Below are 17,390 nucleotides of genomic sequence, written 5' to 3'. Positions count from 1 at the left end.
AAATGCCAAAATTATCAGCTTCTAGCGTCCGAAATCCAGATTTTGCACGTCCAAAGTAACCATTATTGAGGTTTTTCTGCTAAATACTGACTAGGAGTCATCCCAAGGTGGCGCTTAAACAGGCTGTTGAAGCTGGATTTAGAGTTAAAGCCCGCTTCAAGTGCAATATCGAGGAGACGAACTTTTTTGTCCGAATCACCCTCTTTTGCTGAATCAAGTTGCGAAACTACATCTGCCAAACGCTGGGCATTAACATAGTCATTAAAGTTACTGCCATAGCCCTGATTAATGGCCCAGGAAATATCTTTCTCTCCAAGCCCTGTATGTTGTGCCAAGTCCCGGAGGGATAGCCTTGGTAGGCGATAGAGCTGTTGACTATGAACCTGTTTGTTAAGCTCCTTGAAAAGCGTATCCGCCTGAGTCGTTTCGTCAGCTTTGCACTTTCCCTTGTCACAACCCTCTATTACGGATAAGCCCAGGGCTTGTTCACCATCTGTTAAACCCGCAAATAGCTGCGGTTCCCTAACCGCGCGAATTACAAGCAAAGCAACAATCAAAAAATAGCTCAGCTGCATAACAAGGTACCATCTGAGCAAAAGAGTAGTGGGTAAGTAAGGTTGCAAGTTATGCCGCACTGCATCCACCAGTGCAACGCCAACCAGAACCCATAGGATACGCTTAACCCAATCAGCTCTCAATTTGTTAGCATCGGAGCGGTTTTGGGGCAAGATATGTTGATATCGAATAAGCGCTTTTATACTTAATGAGAAATAAACAATCTGACTTAAAGTACCGGCTGCTAAAACCCACTGGGGCCAGTGATTAAATAATAAACTGATTGCTGCTGGTACTAAGTGTACCCAGTGTTTACTTTGTTGTTGATAACTGGCGGATATTAATTGTGCAACTACGGCAAAAAATAATGGGCCCATCAATAATGAGAACGAAGGCGTGATTAAATAACCAAGATTAACTACTTTCGTTTCTTCTATAAAATTAAATGTCATCAATAATGCAGTGGCGCCTAACAAGTATCGCATTGCTGTAAAACGGGTTTGCGCCCAAAGTAATGCAATACCTAGAATCGATAGGGTGATAAAGGCTATCTGTAAAAAATTAGATGCGGAGTAATTTACCATGTTTGCTCAAATAATAATCTATAAATCGATAAGCAGAATTTCTTAAATGGGAACATCGTTCGAAACTTCCTGTATTTGATCATACTGGATGACTACTTATGGAGCCTCTGAACAAATCTGTAGGCCCAGAAGGGTGGGGGTTGAATGCCACAGCTGCTGCGTTTCAACCAGGTCATTTTCGGTGAGCTGTGCCTAACGTCTGCAGCCTTCAAGATCCGCAGGGGTATTATGGAGCTATTCAGAGTCACTCTAAGTGTAACTTCCCAAAGTATGGCGGAGTGAAGCTGAGATCGATTACTCGAAGTACACGAGTATACCTCTGCTTGTTGCGAGTCTTATTCAACACGACAAAAATATTCTCTAAACTCCCATTTTGTTACCGGCAATGAGTAGCAGTTATTTTCGTATTTTAAAATCCGTGTCTCATCAGAAGTGGAGAGTTCGTCGTAATATGTGATACGAATCGTATCGGCACTCAAGACTTCGATCGTATGTGATGAAAATGTCAATACCTCCGGCTTTTCCCCTATGATGTAAGTTGCAAACGAATCTACTCGAACTACATTCACGAGACGCCCAAAGAAATTGGAGCGGAAGAGCATTTGGGTTTTCTCGGGTATGTCCTCCACGCTGTTCATGCTGGCTAAAGTCTTTTTTTCATTTGATTGCCAAGTTCCCACATAGAAGAGGTTTTCATCTGCTATGACAAATGGTGTAAAAAGAAGTAATGTCAAAGTTAAATATAGTTTCATGTTCTTACTTTTAACATTTGTGCCGCAGTAAATCTGATCTTTATTATCCCGATTGTTATCTTGGAATCAATTGGAGTAAAAACCGGAAGACCTATGTAGGAGTAGAATGTGGTAGCGATCCTGTCCGATCGTACCAGGTTCAGGCGCTATAAATATAAAGATGTACAGTAAAAATAGGCTTCAGGGATGCTGAATGAATCGTGTGTTAGGTCGGCTGGAACCTAATGACCCATGATTTTGAAAAAATAATCGAAGTTTTAGAAGATCTATTTCAGTCGCTAATTGTTTAAGCTGTAGCAACTGCAAATGTGTAGAAGCTGGCAGGTAACGCAAAGATATTTTGGGGTAGGGGGGGGAGTAAATTGAGGGCAGGGAGAATGGCTGCGGATGATTCCGCAGCCATTGGGACTTATTTCCAGTTCAGGATAACCTTACCGGATTCACCAGATCCCATGGTATCGAAGCCTTGTTGGAAGTCATCGATTGAAAACTGGTGAGTAATAATTGGGGTTAAATCCAGGCCGGATTGAATCAGGCTGGCCATTTTGTACCAGGTCTCAAACATCTCACGGCCGTAAATGCCTTTGATCATCAGGCCTTTAAAAATAACCTGCCCCCAGTCGATCGCCATTTCACCTGCAGGGATACCGAGCATGGCAATTTTGCCTCCGTGGTTCATCGCCGCGATCATATCGCGGAAGGCGACGGGTACGCCGGACATCTCCAGGCCAACATCAAAGCCTTCGCTCATTCCCAGCTCGTTCATCACATCGCTGAGGTTTTCCTTGGCAACGTTTACGGCACGGGTGGCGCCCATCTTGCGTGCCAGGTCCAGGCGGTATTCATTGATATCGGTGATAACTACATGGCGTGCGCCAACATGTTTGGCGACTGCTGCGGCCATAATACCGATAGGGCCGGCGCCGGTAATCAGTACATCTTCGCCTACCAGGTCGAAAGACAGGGCCGTGTGTACCGCATTACCGAGGGGGTCGAAAATAGAGGCGAGATCGTCAGAAATGTTATCCGGGATCTTGAAGGCATTGAGCGCGGGGATTACCAGATACTCGGCAAAAGCTCCGGGGCGGTCTACACCGACACCGTGAGTGTTGCGGCACAAGTGGCGGCGGCCGGCGCGACAGTTGCGGCAGTGGCCACAGGTAATATGGCCTTCACCGGAAACACGGTCGCCCACCTGGAAACCTGCAACTTCCTGTCCCATACCGACAACTTCACCCACATATTCGTGACCAACCACCATAGGGACAGGAATCGTCTTTTGAGACCATTCATCCCAGTTGTAGATATGCATGTCGGTACCGCAAATCGCGGTTTTGTGAATCTTGATCAGCAGGTCGTTGTGGCCCGGTGTGGGGATTTCCACATCGGTAAGCCAGATTCCCACTTCAGATTTCAGCTTGGATAGTGCTTTCATTGTTTTTAAAACTACAAATGGCAGGGCGCGGTGCCGCTCCGGTGAATTCCTTGTGAGAATTACCGTATCAGCACCGCTGTTTGGTTTAGATAATATTCAGTTCGCGGCCAACTTCAATGAAGGCATCGATACACTGGTCGAGCTGCTCGCGGGTGTGGGCGGCGGACATCTGGGTGCGGATGCGGGCCTGGCCCTTGGGCACTACCGGATAGAAGAAGCCCACTACGTAGATGCCGCGCTCCAGCATCTTGTCAGCCATTTTCTGCGCCAGCGCAGCATCGCCAATCATCACGGGGATGATCGGGTGGTCGGCGCCGGCCAGGGTAAAGCCTGCTTCAGACATGCGCTTGCGGAAGTAAGCGGAGTTGTCGCGGAGTTGTTCACGCAGCTCGCCGCCTTCAGTCAGCATATCCAACACCTTCAGGGAGGCGGTGACGATCGCTGGGGCTACGGAGTTGGAGAACAGATAGGGGCGCGAACGCTGGCGCAGCATATCGATAATTTCCTTGCGACCAGAAGTAAAGCCGCCGGAAGCGCCGCCCAGGGCCTTGCCCAGGGTGCCGGTAATAATATCGACGCGGTCAATCACATCGCAGTATTCATGGGTGCCACGGCCGTGGTCTCCGAGGAAGCCCACTGCGTGGGAGTCGTCCACCATTACCAGGGCATTGTATTGGTCGGCTAAGTCGCACACGGCTTTGAGGTTGGCGATAACTCCGTCCATAGAGAAAACGCCGTCGGTGGCGATCAGTTTGGTCTTGGCGCCAGCGGCGTCTGCGGCCTGTAGCTGCTTCTCCAGTTCCGCCATATCGTTGTTGGCGTAGCGGTAGCGCTTGGCTTTACACAGGCGCACGCCGTCGATGATGGAGGCGTGGTTGAGGGAGTCGGATATGATGGCATCTTCCGGGCCCAGCAGAGTTTCAAACAGGCCGCCATTGGCGTCGAAGCAGGAGGTGTAAAGAATGGTGTCTTCGGTTTGCAGGAACTCAGACAGGCGCGATTCCAGCGCTTTGTGAATGTCCTGGGTGCCGCAGATAAAGCGCACCGATGCCATGCCGAAGCCGTACTGTTCGAGCCCTTCTTTGGCCGCTTCAATCAAGTCCGGGTGGTTGGCCAGGCCCAGGTAGTTGTTTGCACAAAAATTCAGTACCTGGGTGTCGTTGTTCACCTGGATCTCAGCGGCCTGCTGGGAGGTAATAATCCGCTCGCGTTTGTACAGGCCGTCTGCATCGATCTGTTTGAGTTCGCTGCGCAGGTGCTCAAAGAATTGTTCTGGCTTTGACATGGTATTGTTTTTAGCTCCTGTCGGGTGCTCTTGGCACAGGGTAACGGGCGCGAGCTCGCGGCGCCTGTTGGTTCTACTTTATCCCGCCAGTTCACAGGCCTCATGGGCCGAAATAGGGTGCTCACTGGCGCGGCAACTGGTGGCAAATTTTAATGCCTCTTCGGCAGTGTCGAACAGTAGTTGCCACAACAACTGACGATCACCTCTTCTCACCGCGCGTACTGCCGTGTGGCTTCTTTGGCTGGCAATTTGAATTTCGATAATGTCTTTACTGGAAAACGGTGATTCGGACATGGTCCCTCCAATGGTAAAACTATGGAGGACTGACGTGGAAGCGGCGAAGTGATGTTCGCTAATCCGGTTGGTTTGCTCTGGTAGAGCCCCATCCTCCCCGCAGGCCTTGTGTGCCGCAGAGAGAGAACCACCTTGCCCCGGTCGGCAGGTTGGCGTTGGCGTCAGCCACTCTCGTGATGTGCGAGCAAAGATAACGGGGAGGGGATTAGCAGTCAACAGTACCGCCCCCATTAGAGGGCGGTGCAGAAGTTTATGCGGGAAGCTGCACGGATTTCAGTTCGATAAACTCACCGAGACCGGCCTCACCAAACTCGCGTCCGTTGCCGGAGCGCTTGTAACCGCCGAAGGGGGCGTCGTAGTTAAACTCACCGCCGTTGACAAAGCACAGGCCCGCTTCAATGCGACGAACGATAGGCATGGCGCTTTCGGCGTCTTTAGCCCATACGCCACTGGACAGACCGTATTCGGTATCATTGGCAATGGCGACGGCTTCATCCATATCCTTGTAGGGGATCAGGCAGGTCACCGGGCCAAAGATTTCTTCCCGGGCAATGGCCATATCGTTGTGAACGTCGGCAAATACCGTGGGTTTCACATAGAAGCCTTTATCCAGTTCGGTGGGTAGATCGAGGCCGCCAGTCACAAGGCGGGCACCTTCTTCGATCCCTTTCTTGATGTAGCCGCGCACGATTTCCAGTTGGCGAGCGGAGGATAGGGGACCCATAAAGGCATTGGCATCAGTGCCCATGGCCACTTCTTCAGCCACCTGCTTGGCAACTTCCACCGCCTCTTCATAGTGCTCAGCGGGAACCAGCATACGAGTGAGTGCGGTGCAGGTTTGGCCACTGTTGATGAATACATCTTCGCAGCCCCAGCGAACCGCTGCTTTGAGATCCGCGTCCGGGGTGATAATCAGAGGCGATTTACCACCCAGCTCCTGGGTTACCCTTTTAACTGTGGGCGCTGCAGCCTTGGCAACTTCAACGCCTGCACGGGTGGAGCCGGTAAAGGACACCATATCGATTCCCGGGTGCGATGACAGCTCTGCACCGACGACTGAGCCAGCACCGGGGATCAGGTTAAATACGCCTGCAGGAACACCGGCTGCTTCGATAATCTCCGCCATGACGAAATCCTGTAGCGGAGTGGTTTCCGAAGGCTTGGTAATCATGGTGCAGCCTGCTGCGAGGGCTGGCGCTACTTTGCCGACAAATTGGTGCAGAGGATAATTCCAGGGGGTAATAAAGCCACACACGCCAATCGGCTCCCGGATTAATACCGAGTGGGCCGCCTTTTCGGTCTCTTCCATGATTGAAGTGCGACCGGCGTAGTAACGCATGGCGTAGATAGGGCCATCCACATGCAGCCAACGGGTGATATGGGCGGGGCAACCCAAGGTTTGTGAGATCGCCTGGATCAAGTCTTCCTTGCGTTCTTCCATACCGTCAGCAATGGCATTTAGCAGTGCTGAGCGCTGATCTGCGCTGGTATGGCGCCACTTGCGAAAGGCGCTGCGGGCAGCGGCAACGGCAATATCCACATCCTCAGCAGAGCCTTCTACCACCTGGCAAATCATTTCCTCAGTGGCGGGGTTAATTACAGGATGGGAACTGGTGCCAAGGGGCTCGCGCCACTCACCATTGATAAACAGTTTGTCGGTATGCAACTTGCTGAAATCTGTCATGTCACGCTTCCGTTTGCTTCGCGCCAGTTCAAGGGGCGGTGATTTCGATAATTGTTGGTGTTTTGCGTTGCAGGGCTTCTGCGACTGCCGTAGCTAATTGCTGTGGTTTGTCGATGCGACAACCTTCAGCGCCAAAAGATTTTGCCAGTGCAACAAAATCCGGAGTGCGAAGGTTAACACCTTCTTGAGGTACTTCTGCGGCATCCATAAAGTCGCGAATCTCTCCATACCCGCTGTTATTCCAAACCAGTATTGGCAGGGGCAGTTGCTGTTCTACTGCAACGGCCAGTTCACCGAGAGTAAACATCAGGCCTCCATCGCCAATCAAGGCAACTACATCCCGCTCGCTGGACAACTTGGCCCCGATCGAGGCGGGCAGGGCAAAGCCCAGCGTGCCGTAACCGGTGGTGCAGGTAATATGGCTGCGAGGGTGGTACAGCGGCAAGGCGTGGTTAGTGTTATAGGCCAGTTGTGTGGAGTCGGTAACCAGAATTCCCTCATCGGGCAGGGCTTCGCGCAGAGCTTCAACCCAAGGGAAGCGCTCCTCTGAACCTTCCCACCACTCTTTGCGGCAGTTACTGATTAATTGTGAAACTTCCTCTTCTGCGCGCTGTTTTGAGCTCTCTTCGCACTGAACCAGGGCTTCGCTTAATTGCTGAAGGCTTTCTGCTGCATCCGCGCAGATGGCCAGGTCCGGCTGGGCGTTACAAACCAGTTGAGCCGGATCAATGTCGATGCGGATCAGCTTGCCTGAGAAAGCGTAATCCTCTTTCACCAGATTGCGATCGGTTTCCGAAAGCTCTGTGCCAACGGCCAAGACCACATCGGCAGCTTCTACTCGCTCACGCACGCAGTCGAAACTGAGATTGGCTCCGCCACACAGAGGAAGTCTTTCATCGACAACGCCTTTGGCGGCCAGAGACAGGAAGACTGGAGCTGCAATTTTTTCTGATACCTGTGTTGCCGCTTTTCCAGCAGATTGCGCGCCACCGCCCAGGAGAATCACCGGGCGTTCGGCAGCTTGCAGCCACTGGGAAGCAGTCGCGATAGCTGTCGCGTTGGCTGCCGGTACCATGGCATTGGGTGCCGCGCGGTAATCGTCCAGATTGCCGGACATAGGCGCCGGGAATAAATCGATAGGGATTTCGATATGGACAGGGCCGGGGCGGCTGGACTGCAACAGCTGGAATGCCCGTGCCATCACTTCCGGTAGTTGTTCTGCCTGGGTCAGGGTGTGCTGCCAGATACAGAAGCCTCGACTGGCATCGCTTTGGCGGGGTAGCTCATGCAGGCGCCCACGGCCCATGCCAAGGTCTTCCCGGCGATTGACGGCGGAAATAACCAGCATAGGAATTGAGTCTGAGTAAGCTTGCGCCATCGCAGTGGCTGCGTTGGTCAGCCCCGGCCCAGTGATCAGGAAACAGACACCGGGTTTGCCGCTGGCACGGGCATAACCGTCTGCCATAAAGGCGGCGCCCTGCTCATGCCTTGGCGTGATATGCATCAAGTCGCTACCGGGCAGGCCGCGATACAGTTCAATGGTATGTACGCCGGGAATCCCGAAAACTTTTTCTACCTGGTATTCGCGCAGCAGGCGCATCAGCACCTGGGCGCATGTGGGCGCAGAGAACATAAGCACCATTTTCCTTATTCGTGTAAAAATGCAGTGAGCCTAGCGGCCCACCAAAAGCCGTGCAAGCACCCGCAGAGTCTGCACCTTCACAGGCAATATCGCAGGAAAATTGAGATTCACCCGGCACTGCGGCAGGAAACTTTGTACGCTTGGGTTACTTTGCCTGCCAGTAGATTTTGAGGAATTTGACGAGGTGGCTGCCGCACAATAGCCTTCCGGCACTTCGCTGAATAAACTTTGAGCTAGAACAACCGAGGAAGTATCACCATGGAAATCGATCAATGGCGTCGGGAATACCAAATGGGTGGTTTAAGGCGCTCTGAATTGAAGCCGACCCCCGTGGAGCAGTTTCGCAAGTGGCTTGCAGAAGCTGTTGAAGCAGAATTAGTTGATGCCAGCGCCATGTGTCTTGCCACCACTAACGCGGACGGGCACCCCTCGCAGCGGATTGTTTTGCTGAAAGGCTTCGATGAGAAGGGTTTCGTTTTCTATACCAATTTACAGAGTGACAAGGCCCGAGATATGGCCGTTAACCCTCAGGTGTCGCTGTTGTTTCCCTGGTGCCGTCTCGAGCGGCAGGTGATTGTTTATGGGAAGGTGGAACCTGTTTCCCGCGAGCAGGCAGAGGCCTATTTCCAGTCGCGCCCCCTGGATAGCCAGTTGGCCGCGTGGGCTTCGCACCAGAGCCGGCCGCTTTCGTCCAGGGAGGAACTGGAGCAGCAGTTTGATAAAGAGAAGGCTCGCTTTGCCGGTAAAACAATTCCATTGCCAGAATTTTGGGGCGGTTACTGTGTAGTGCCCAATGCTGTTGAGTTTTGGCAAGGGGGTGAAAATAGATTGCACGATCGTTTTATTTATCGTTGTGAAGAAAACGGAAACTGGAATATAGAACGTCGCGCCCCCTAATTATTATATTTATCTTTTCGTGGCTCAGCCCTTTGGGCCACAACTAACCGCTTAATCACGCTTCACTTTGTGAGTACCTATCCCCTGATATTGTTTTATAGCGGTGTCTTATCTGGCAATTTGTGGTCAAGGCCGCTTAGAATAATGCGCCATAAATATAGCTAAAACTATTGTATTAAAAATTATAAAGATTCGATCGTTTTTGCAATTCGAATCCAAGGGTAGGTAGGGGAAATATGGCCATTATTGGTATCGACTTGGGAACCACTAATAGTGCTTGCGGGGTACTGACCGACGAGGGGGTAAAACTAATCCCCAACCGTTTGGGTGAAATTTTGACCCCGTCAGTTGTGGGGCTTGATGATTCTGGCACTCTGCTAGTCGGCAAAACGGCTAAAGAGCGTCTTATTAACCACAGTAGTACCACTGTGGCTGCGTTTAAGCGCTTGATGGGCACTGACCACAAAGTTTCCCTGGGGAAACAGAAATTTAGTGCAACAGAACTCTCCTCGTTAGTTTTACGTGCGCTCAAAGAAGATGCTGAAACTTTTCTTGGTGAAGAGGTAACCGAAGCGGTAATCAGTGTCCCAGCTTATTTTAATGATAATCAGCGCCATGCCACTAAGTTGGCAGGAGAGCTTGCGGGATTAAAAGTAGAGCGCCTTATTAACGAGCCAACTTCGGCTGCCATTGCTTACGGTTTACATGACAAGCGCGAAGGAAACTTCCTTATTTTAGATCTTGGGGGTGGCACCTTCGATGTTTCCATCCTGGAATTTTTCGATGGCATTATGGAAGTTCATGCCAGTGCCGGAGACAACTTCCTTGGTGGAGAGGATTTCGTTGAGGCAATGATCGATGATGTCCTGGCTGAGTTTGATATTAAGAAAGAGGCTTTAAGCCCTCGCGATTTGCAAAACTTATATATGCAAATGGAAAGCGCCAAACGTCGAGTCAGCCAGCTGCCTGAGCAAAAACTTGAATTACAACTTGATGGACGCTCCCTGCAATTCCAGGTGACTCCAGAGTGGTTTGAGAAACTCAGCACACCTCTGTTGTTAAGAGCGAAGCGGCCAATTGAGCGGGCAATGCGTGATGCTGATTTGCCCCCACAGAAAATTGATGAAGTGGTATTGGTTGGCGGTTCGACGCGCATGGCCCAGTTTCGTTCAATGGTTGGTCGAATGTTTGGCCGTCTGCCATCTTGTCATTTGGACCCGGACACTGTCGTTGCGATGGGGGCGGCTATTCAGGCTGGCTTAAAAGAAAAGAACTCAGCACTGGATGATATTGTTCTGACTGATGTATGCCCTTACACCTTGGGAACGGGTGTTATCAATGAAGATAATCCGCAGCTCGGTGCCTACTTTATGCCTATTATCGAGCGCAACACGGTTGTACCAGTCAGTGTTGTAAGGCGAGTGTGGACTGCTCGGGATGATCAAACCCAACTTTGTGTAGACGTATACCAAGGAGAGAATCGCCTGGTATCTAAAAATGTGTACCTGGGTGAGATGACGGTTCCTGTGCCGAAAAAGCCTAAAGGGGAAGAAGCGGCAGATATTCGCTATACCTACGATATGAATGGGCTTTTGGAAGTGGATGTGACCGTGGTCTCCACGGGTAAAACCTTCAACAAGTTAATCGAGTTTACGCCGGGAGCTCTCACCGATGTACAAAAGGCTGAAGCCCTGCAAAAACTGGCAAAACTGAAATTTCACCCCCGTGAAGATGAAAAAAACCAGGCAATCATTGCTCGTGGTGAGCGCTTGTATGAATCCAGTCTTGGCGAGCAGCGTGAGTATATTGCCAAATTACTGTCATCCTTTGATAGCGTCCTAGAAAGGCAAAACCCTACAGAAATTATTAAGGCTCGAACTGAGGTTAGTGAAATTCTGGATCGCTTGGATGGTGAGGATTGGATTTGATGAATCCCTGGGCCATTCTTGAAATTAACCCCATCACTGATGCTCGGGCGATTAAGCGCGCTTATGCAAAAAAACTAAAGCAAACCCGCCCAGATGAAAAGCCGGAAGAATTCCAGGCACTTCATACAGCTTATAAGCAAGCATTGAAGCTGGCTGAGCAATTGCAAGAGGAGACTGCCGGGCATGCGGAAGCCTCCTTGGAAACTCCTTCACTTGGGCAGGCGGGAAATACAAGCCATGAGAAGGTTAACAGTGAAAGGATAGCTGTATTAGAAGGGGCGCAGGAAGTAGAAGTGCGGCCTTCCACTGATGAAGTGTCAACTCCGCTTGCAGCTGAAGAACACCCAGCGAAGAAAGAGGGCGTTTCTGACCCCTTGGAACAGAGCGAAGGTGTATCCCCTGATACGCAGACAAGTGAATCTCGGGAAGCGCAAGATCCGGATAGAGATTTGCGTATTGAAGAATTTCGGCGGGTGCTTAAGCAAGTTGATGAGATGCTCAATAATCACTTGGAAATGAGCCTGGAGAGGAGTTGGGACTTTCTCACCAAGAGTCCCTATATGCTGGATGAGGAGTATAATTGGAACTTAGGTCTTTCTGTATTTGAACGCTTTGCTCAATTTAATCAAAATGCTGTAGAGGGGGGGAAATCCGCAAGGTTTCGCCCACAAGTAACGCCGAACATCCTGCAGTACTGTGACCAGCTGTTCGATTGGCGAGGGAATGCGTCTTACCTCTACCAAGCGCTTGACGAGAAGTTGTGCAATAGCATATTTAATAGCTTGGAAGTCCATGAGTCCCGTATTGATCCTTTGCAAGGGCTTCGTGGCGGGGGCAAGGTAGAGGCACAAAGTGAGGCTGAATTTGAAGAGCGCTATGAAAAGTACTTTTTTGGTGATGTTGTACCTAGAGGCGTTGCATTCTTTTTAGACTTGGTTATGACTTATATGGCCGTAGGCTCTCTTGCAACTGCGGCGATGATGAAAATCTTTGGATTGCCGGAAGCTGTAGCAGCCGCAAAAGTCATACCTTTTTGTTTTGGAGCCTACCTGTTATTTGCTTGGTTGTTTGAGTGTTCCAAACTTCAGGCAACACCTGGCAAGTATATAATGGGCTATCGAGTAACCAGTCAAAAATTTGGGCGGATTGGATACTTGCGAGGGCTTTGGAGAACTGTGAGCTTTGCTTTCACTAGTGCATTTGGGCTTTTTGCATGGATTATCAACTTCTTCCTGGTTAACAAATTATTGCATGATCGGTTAAGTCGCACTTATGTTATTAATATGCGTAAGACTCATGAAGAGCATTTACGCCGTTTGAGAAAAGCTTAGCTTTGGAGCGGGGATTGGTTCCCGCTCTTCCCTTATCTATAAGTACTTCTTAATGTAAGTTGACTTGTATGTTTAAGAGGCTGGTGCTTGAATATAGCTAGATTTCTCCGAAAACTCTTAGTTAAATGAATTTGAATTTTTTATTTAAAAGGAGTACTTTCGCGGAATAAGCTTTGCTTTAAAGGCTTTCTCTATCCCTCGATCATAGCCTGGATTAACAACACTACCGTGATTCTCGTTATCAAACACACGTTTTCTTAGGGTAAGGCTATTGTAGTTACGGGACTTCAGTCTTTTTACTAGTTGAGAAAAGTCTTTTACTGCACAAACTGAGTCGATTTCACTGCAAGTCTCCTCACCACCAATAAATAAATACACACTTTTTCCCAAATCGGCATTGCGTTCTGCATAGGCCAATTCACTATCTAAAATTTGCTTATCAGCCCACCAAATACTGGGGCTTCCAATAACATATCGGTCAAAGCTATTGGTGTGGTTAAAAAGTGCATGGAGAGCCAGAAGCCCACCCAGGGAATGGCCCACTAGGGTTTCGTCTTCTTCGTTACCTTTAAAATTATTATTGATAAAGGGTTTGAGTTCCTCTTCGATAAACTCAAGAAAGTGATCGGCGCCTCCACCGAGTTCGGCACCTTTGATCACACCAGGCACGGGGGTGAAATCCATTACTCGCTGAGAAAAATTCGGGCTGTCAAAAGCGTGGGAGATACCTACCAGAATTACAGGGGGCATTTTGACATTGCCAAACTCATCGGGAACCTGTTCCTGAAGAAGGTTAGGGGCTGTCATAGGGAAATGCAGAAAGCCATCGGTCATATAAATGACTGGATAGCGATCGGTGTTTTCCGGGGTGTACGAGAGAGGCAGCATTATGTCAATAATGTACTCACGCTCTAGTAAATCAGAGTAAAAGTTGTAGGACAGTATCCCCGGGCGGGTGAAAGTTGTGGGTTCGGCACTGCCGGCCACTGCCAGCTGGCAAAAGGCACTAAGAATACCTATCACTAATAATCTAATTATTTTCATTGCTATCCCTGAGGGGCGCTGAAACTTACCTGTTATCGCCCTGCTTACTAGAGGTATCTATATGAAAGCCTAACAGATAGATAATGGGAATCGCTAGCTGGGGAGGGGGTTACTGCCGCAGGAATCACTCTGCATAGCAAGTTTTTGCCCAAGAAGTGGTCGTGATCACAGAAATAGGGACATTGTGCGTGGGAACCACGTCCACTGAAAAGAAGATGGGCGGGAAGGGGATGTCCCCTCCTTGGTTTAGGCAATGACGTTTTTAGTGTTGTATAGGTGCTGGGCCATCCGCAGAGAGCCGATTTCACCGGACCTTCCCACTAGTTTTGGTGCAACGATATACCGTTCAATATTACTTTCTGAGACTTGGGGAAAGTAACCACCGGCTAAGGCTAGGAATTTTTGTCTTATGCGATTGAATAGGTGCGCCTGTATCATCACTCCACCCCCCAGTATGATCCGCTGTGGTGAGTAGCAGCTGGTAAGGTTGACACACATAGTGGCCAGATACTCCGCCTCCAGGTCCCAGGCCGGGTGGTGTTGTTCCAGGTGTTGGCCACGCAGTCCCCAACGCTCCTCTATCGCAGGACCTGAGGCCAGTCCTTCAAGGCAGTTGTTATGAAATGGGCAGTTGCCTTTAAAAGAATCCTTTTGGCTGTCTCTAGGCATCAACATATGCCCAATTTCCGGGTGCATAGATCCATTGATCAGCTGCCCGTCGATCATAATACCGGCGCCGATACCGGTACCGATGGTGACGTAGACAAAGTTCTTAACATCTGTAGCGGCGCCGCAGAGGTGCTCTCCAAGGGCGGCGCCATTAACATCTGTATCGAAAGCAACTGGTACCGACAGGGCTTGGCTGAAGTAGCCAGCCATATTGGTATTGGACCAGCCAGCTTTAGGTGTTTGGGTGATATAGCCATAGTAGGCGGATTCTGGGTCCAGGTTTACCGGACCAAAGCTGGCTATGCCCAGCGCAGAAACAGTGCCGTGGCGCTGACTGCTTTCGTGAAAAAACTGAGCGACCTTGGATAGCGTATGTTCTGGATCGGTGGTTGGGAAGCTGGCTCGCTCACGGATGTCATTAATCCCAGCGGCTACCACACAGTTAAATTTGGTACCACCGGCTTCAATTCCGCCGAGCAAGGTATCTACCGCATTGCCTTGCATTTCCATCCTAATCCGCTCCCCGGGTTACATAAGTTATTCGTATTATCAGTTGATGGTTTCCGAAATTACACTACTGATAGTTTATAGCTGGTTATATTGTTTCTTAAAGAAAAAAACCGAGCGCCGGTGGGGGCCAGACGCTCGGGGTTTGCAAAGCTATGGGCAGAACTGCAAACCACTTACTAGAGTAGGGAAGAACAACGATCAAAAAGCGTAATTGAAACTGACGCTGGTGGAGCGGCCACTGATAGCCCGTCCGCGTACTATGTCTCCAACTTCTGCGTAAGACTCTTCAACTTCGGTAACAACAAATTCATCGGTTAGGTTGTTTACATTAAAGGAAACGGTAAGGTCTTCTGTCAGGTAATAAGAACCAAACAGATTGACCAGGACATAACCTTCCTGTTTCAACTGGTTGGAGTCAGAAACAAAATATTCTGTAGACCCTTGGAGGCTTGCACCAAATGTAAAGTCATCGCCAAAGTTATATTGCGGTGTAATCGTGTAAATGAAATCTGCTTGGCGGCGCGGCGTATTACCTACGACAGAACTGTCGTTGGCATCTTTTGAAATTTCGGCGTCGGTCCAGGTGAGGTTTCCATTTACGGAAAAGTCTCCATAACTGTAGGCTGCTTCCAGCTCGATTCCTTGGGCTTCATACTCGCGTACAAACGTTAAGCCGCTAGTGATTTCTGCATTGGTCTCTTCAGTGACCGTATTGAAGTAAGTTGCAAAGAAATCCAGATCGCCGGTTGAGAGTTTGTATCCAATTTCCAGCTGGTCCACAGAGTCGAAGCCATCGGTGGTGTCGGTTAGGCTTCCGTCACTGTTGAGGGCGCCGCTAATTTGTAGAAGCCGATCGGCAATTGCTCGACCACCCTCGCTGTAGCGGGCAAAAATAGCCATGCTGTCGTTGAGAATATAATTTCCACCGAGAGAGAAAGAGGTGTTGTCTGCATCGTAGTCAACGAGCTGGGTGGATCCATTGGCCATTGTGATGACGCCGCCGGTGAATCCAAAGGCATCGGAAGCGCTAGCACTTTCCACATCGCTGATAATACCATCGCCATTCAGATCGTAGTCTGTATCACCACCGCAGCAGCTGGAAACCAGGGAGCCTTTGGCATTGACCATATCGTGGCGGGCACTGACATCGAAGGTAAAGTCGCCGATGTCGATCGCCACATTCATATAGGGTGCATAAGTTTCATATTCCAGGTCCCAGGCCCAGGAAAGAAAGCTTGCAGACCAGACCCCATCATCTACCAGTACATCTCCGTTGGCATTGGCAGTTATGGTGAGGTTTTCAGAATTGCTGCCGTCAACAGTTTGAACTAGGGCATTCCAACTATTCCAGCTGGTTTTGATATTTTGGTTGGAGTAATAGAACCCACCGGAAACAACAATATTATCGCCAATTAATTTGTCGACTTTAAAGTCGTTAACTATCAGACCCAAATCGTGTATTTCTGTATCAAAGAGCAGGTCGACATAGGCGAGGCCTTCGGCCTCTTCACCATTGGCATAAGTCACCGTTGTGCCGGCGCTACAGTCTATGGCCTCTCCGCTACTGCCTACGGCATTTGCACAAATGGTATCAGCCATATCCTGTGTGGATTGTGGTCCGTAATCGCCGAAAGTATCGGTAAAGGGGGAAATAAAGCTGCCGCTAACATCAGAAATTCTGAATTTGTCGGTAACAGTCCAGCCATCATTAAATTCGAATTTGGTTTCAAAGCCATAGGCTTCCACCAGAGATTCGATACCGTCGGATAAGTCGCGGGTTACCGGATTGCCGTAGGCATCAAAAGTGGAAATGTATCGATAATTATCGGAATGTAGGGTTTGGCTGCTGGCATCGAAGTTGGCAACCGTGCCGAATTCACCATCGCCCTTATAGGTTACAGGGCCAGGAAGATAAGTTGTTACCCGGTCATCGAGATGTTTGTAATAGAGGCGGACATAACCGTTATCAAACTCTTTGGTGAGGTTGGCCTTGAGTTGGCCGCCGGAATCCCCATCAAAGCCGGTCTCGCGGATGCCTTCTCCCTCTCTTAAAAATCCGCCGACATAGAATCGCAAAGTGTCATTCAAGTGGTGGCCATAGCCAAAGTCCAGGCGGGATTCATCGTAGTCCGCACCAAACGAAAGTCCTACATTACCACCTTCTTCTTCGCCGGTATTGCTGATCATATTGATCACACCGCCAGGTGAATTACTGGCAAAGGTGGAGGCAGAGCCGCCGCGTACGCTTTCTATACGTGCGAGAGAGGAGTCGGTGCGAACAAAGTTGTCAGTGTTACCGAAATTAATATCGCCGTATTCTAATACAGGCAATCCGTCTTCCTGGATTTGCATATATTTGGAGCCGCCAGTTGCCAGGGGAATACCTCTAACGGTGATATTTGCATTGCCGCCCCCACCGGAGGATTCCGCCCGAATACCGGGTAAGCTGCGGAACAGCTCTGCGGTAGAGCGCGGGGCGTACTTCGCCATTTCCTCAGTGTCCAGTGCACTAACGGATACGCTGGATTCCATCTTGGTAACCGGTCGGGCGGTTGCGGTAACCATCACCTCTTCAATTTCCGGCATTTCCTCAGCTGTTGCCGGTACCGCTACGCTGGAGGCCATGGCAACTGCCAGGGCTATGGAGTGTGGTTTAAAGTGTTTCTGTGTCTCTGAACCTGCTTGGAAGCCCTCTGCAATCACGGTGCTCTCCTCAATCATCTCTTATGGTTATTAGATTTTTCACGGCCCGTTCTCTGCGGACTCGAGACTCTCTTCCT

The 17,390-nt window shown here is 49.8% G+C and carries 13 protein-coding genes and 1 riboswitch; of the genes, 3 read left to right on the top strand and 10 right to left on the bottom strand.

Annotated elements, in window-relative coordinates; genetic code table 11:
• Positions 1-62: 62 nt before the first annotated feature.
• From ACJJIY_RS20655 to ACJJIY_RS20625, 7 genes are all read right to left on the bottom strand, one after another.
• A complete protein-coding gene (locus ACJJIY_RS20655; protein ID WP_445358734.1) occupies positions 63-1,139 on the bottom strand; it encodes a helix-turn-helix domain-containing protein in 1,077 nt (358 codons plus the stop codon).
• A gap of 335 nt (positions 1,140-1,474) precedes the next feature.
• Positions 1,475-1,891, bottom strand: a complete 417-nt coding sequence (locus ACJJIY_RS20650; RefSeq protein WP_444896564.1) for a hypothetical protein — start codon at positions 1,889-1,891, stop codon at positions 1,475-1,477.
• Between the two features lie 409 nt (positions 1,892-2,300).
• Positions 2,301-3,326, bottom strand: a complete 1,026-nt coding sequence (gene tdh, locus ACJJIY_RS20645; protein WP_445358733.1) for an L-threonine 3-dehydrogenase, zinc-binding type — start codon at positions 3,324-3,326, stop codon at positions 2,301-2,303.
• 85 nt (positions 3,327-3,411) lie between these two features.
• Positions 3,412-4,611: a glycine C-acetyltransferase gene (locus tag ACJJIY_RS20640; RefSeq protein WP_108732492.1), complete on the bottom strand. Its 1,200-nt coding sequence runs from the start codon at positions 4,609-4,611 to the stop codon at positions 3,412-3,414.
• A 78-nt stretch (positions 4,612-4,689) separates the two neighbouring features.
• Entirely contained in the window at positions 4,690-4,905 is a 216-nt protein-coding gene (locus ACJJIY_RS20635; protein WP_108732493.1) for a hypothetical protein, read from the bottom strand.
• A gap of 58 nt (positions 4,906-4,963) precedes the next feature.
• A riboswitch (SAM-I-IV-variant riboswitch) is annotated at positions 4,964-5,090 on the bottom strand.
• Between the two features lie 65 nt (positions 5,091-5,155).
• Positions 5,156-6,589, bottom strand: coding sequence for an aldehyde dehydrogenase family protein (locus ACJJIY_RS20630; protein ID WP_444915999.1), 1,434 nt, complete (start codon positions 6,587-6,589; stop codon positions 5,156-5,158).
• Between the two features lie 28 nt (positions 6,590-6,617).
• Positions 6,618-8,222, bottom strand: coding sequence for a 5-guanidino-2-oxopentanoate decarboxylase (locus tag ACJJIY_RS20625; RefSeq protein ID WP_445358732.1), 1,605 nt, complete (start codon positions 8,220-8,222; stop codon positions 6,618-6,620).
• A 267-nt stretch (positions 8,223-8,489) separates the two neighbouring features.
• Between ACJJIY_RS20625 and pdxH the strand changes: the two genes are divergently transcribed.
• From pdxH to ACJJIY_RS20610, 3 genes are all read left to right on the top strand, one after another.
• The gene (gene pdxH / locus ACJJIY_RS20620) at positions 8,490-9,128 is read left to right on the top strand and encodes a pyridoxamine 5'-phosphate oxidase (protein ID WP_445355978.1); all 639 of its coding nucleotides are present in this window, start codon (positions 8,490-8,492) and stop codon (positions 9,126-9,128) included.
• 236 nt (positions 9,129-9,364) lie between these two features.
• A complete protein-coding gene (locus tag ACJJIY_RS20615) occupies positions 9,365-11,056 on the top strand; it encodes an Hsp70 family protein (RefSeq protein ID WP_445355979.1) in 1,692 nt (563 codons plus the stop codon).
• Positions 11,056-12,387 (top strand): RDD family protein, encoded by a 1,332-nt coding sequence (locus ACJJIY_RS20610; RefSeq protein ID WP_445356307.1) that lies wholly within the window; start codon positions 11,056-11,058, stop codon positions 12,385-12,387. The genes ACJJIY_RS20615 and ACJJIY_RS20610 overlap by 1 nt, the downstream gene beginning before the upstream one ends.
• Positions 12,388-12,531: 144 nt before the next feature.
• Here ACJJIY_RS20610 and ACJJIY_RS20605 read toward each other — a convergent pair whose 3' ends face one another.
• From ACJJIY_RS20605 to ACJJIY_RS20595, 3 genes are all read right to left on the bottom strand, one after another.
• Positions 12,532-13,431 (bottom strand): alpha/beta hydrolase, encoded by a 900-nt coding sequence (locus ACJJIY_RS20605; protein WP_445358731.1) that lies wholly within the window; start codon positions 13,429-13,431, stop codon positions 12,532-12,534.
• A gap of 246 nt (positions 13,432-13,677) precedes the next feature.
• Positions 13,678-14,610, bottom strand: coding sequence for an ROK family protein (locus ACJJIY_RS20600; RefSeq protein WP_444916585.1), 933 nt, complete (start codon positions 14,608-14,610; stop codon positions 13,678-13,680).
• A gap of 198 nt (positions 14,611-14,808) precedes the next feature.
• Positions 14,809-17,313, bottom strand: a complete 2,505-nt coding sequence (locus tag ACJJIY_RS20595; protein ID WP_444957186.1) for a TonB-dependent receptor — start codon at positions 17,311-17,313, stop codon at positions 14,809-14,811.
• Positions 17,314-17,390: the final 77 nt, after the last annotated feature.

It is taken from the genome of Microbulbifer maximicatervae (SeqCode) (assembly GCF_052468155.1).
The sequence above is the reverse complement of the archived record's forward strand: the minus strand, read 5'-3'. Positions and strand labels throughout refer to the sequence as shown.

Excerpts from the sequence above, each read along its gene's own strand:
- ACJJIY_RS20655 (WP_445358734.1), bottom strand. The coding sequence starts at position 1,139 with ATGGTAAATTACTCCGCATCTAATTTTTTACAGATAGCCTTTATCACC.
- ACJJIY_RS20650 (WP_444896564.1), bottom strand. The coding sequence starts at position 1,891 with ATGAAACTATATTTAACTTTGACATTACTTCTTTTTACACCATTTGTC.
- tdh (WP_445358733.1), bottom strand. The coding sequence starts at position 3,326 with ATGAAAGCACTATCCAAGCTGAAATCTGAAGTGGGAATCTGGCTTACC.
- ACJJIY_RS20640 (WP_108732492.1), bottom strand. The coding sequence starts at position 4,611 with ATGTCAAAGCCAGAACAATTCTTTGAGCACCTGCGCAGCGAACTCAAA.
- ACJJIY_RS20635 (WP_108732493.1), bottom strand. The coding sequence starts at position 4,905 with ATGTCCGAATCACCGTTTTCCAGTAAAGACATTATCGAAATTCAAATT.
- ACJJIY_RS20630 (WP_444915999.1), bottom strand. The coding sequence starts at position 6,589 with ATGACAGATTTCAGCAAGTTGCATACCGACAAACTGTTTATCAATGGT.
- ACJJIY_RS20625 (WP_445358732.1), bottom strand. The coding sequence starts at position 8,222 with ATGTTCTCTGCGCCCACATGCGCCCAGGTGCTGATGCGCCTGCTGCGC.
- pdxH (WP_445355978.1), top strand. The coding sequence starts at position 8,490 with ATGGAAATCGATCAATGGCGTCGGGAATACCAAATGGGTGGTTTAAGG.
- ACJJIY_RS20615 (WP_445355979.1), top strand. The coding sequence starts at position 9,365 with ATGGCCATTATTGGTATCGACTTGGGAACCACTAATAGTGCTTGCGGG.
- ACJJIY_RS20610 (WP_445356307.1), top strand. The coding sequence starts at position 11,056 with ATGAATCCCTGGGCCATTCTTGAAATTAACCCCATCACTGATGCTCGG.
- ACJJIY_RS20605 (WP_445358731.1), bottom strand. The coding sequence starts at position 13,431 with ATGAAAATAATTAGATTATTAGTGATAGGTATTCTTAGTGCCTTTTGC.
- ACJJIY_RS20600 (WP_444916585.1), bottom strand. The coding sequence starts at position 14,610 with ATGGAAATGCAAGGCAATGCGGTAGATACCTTGCTCGGCGGAATTGAA.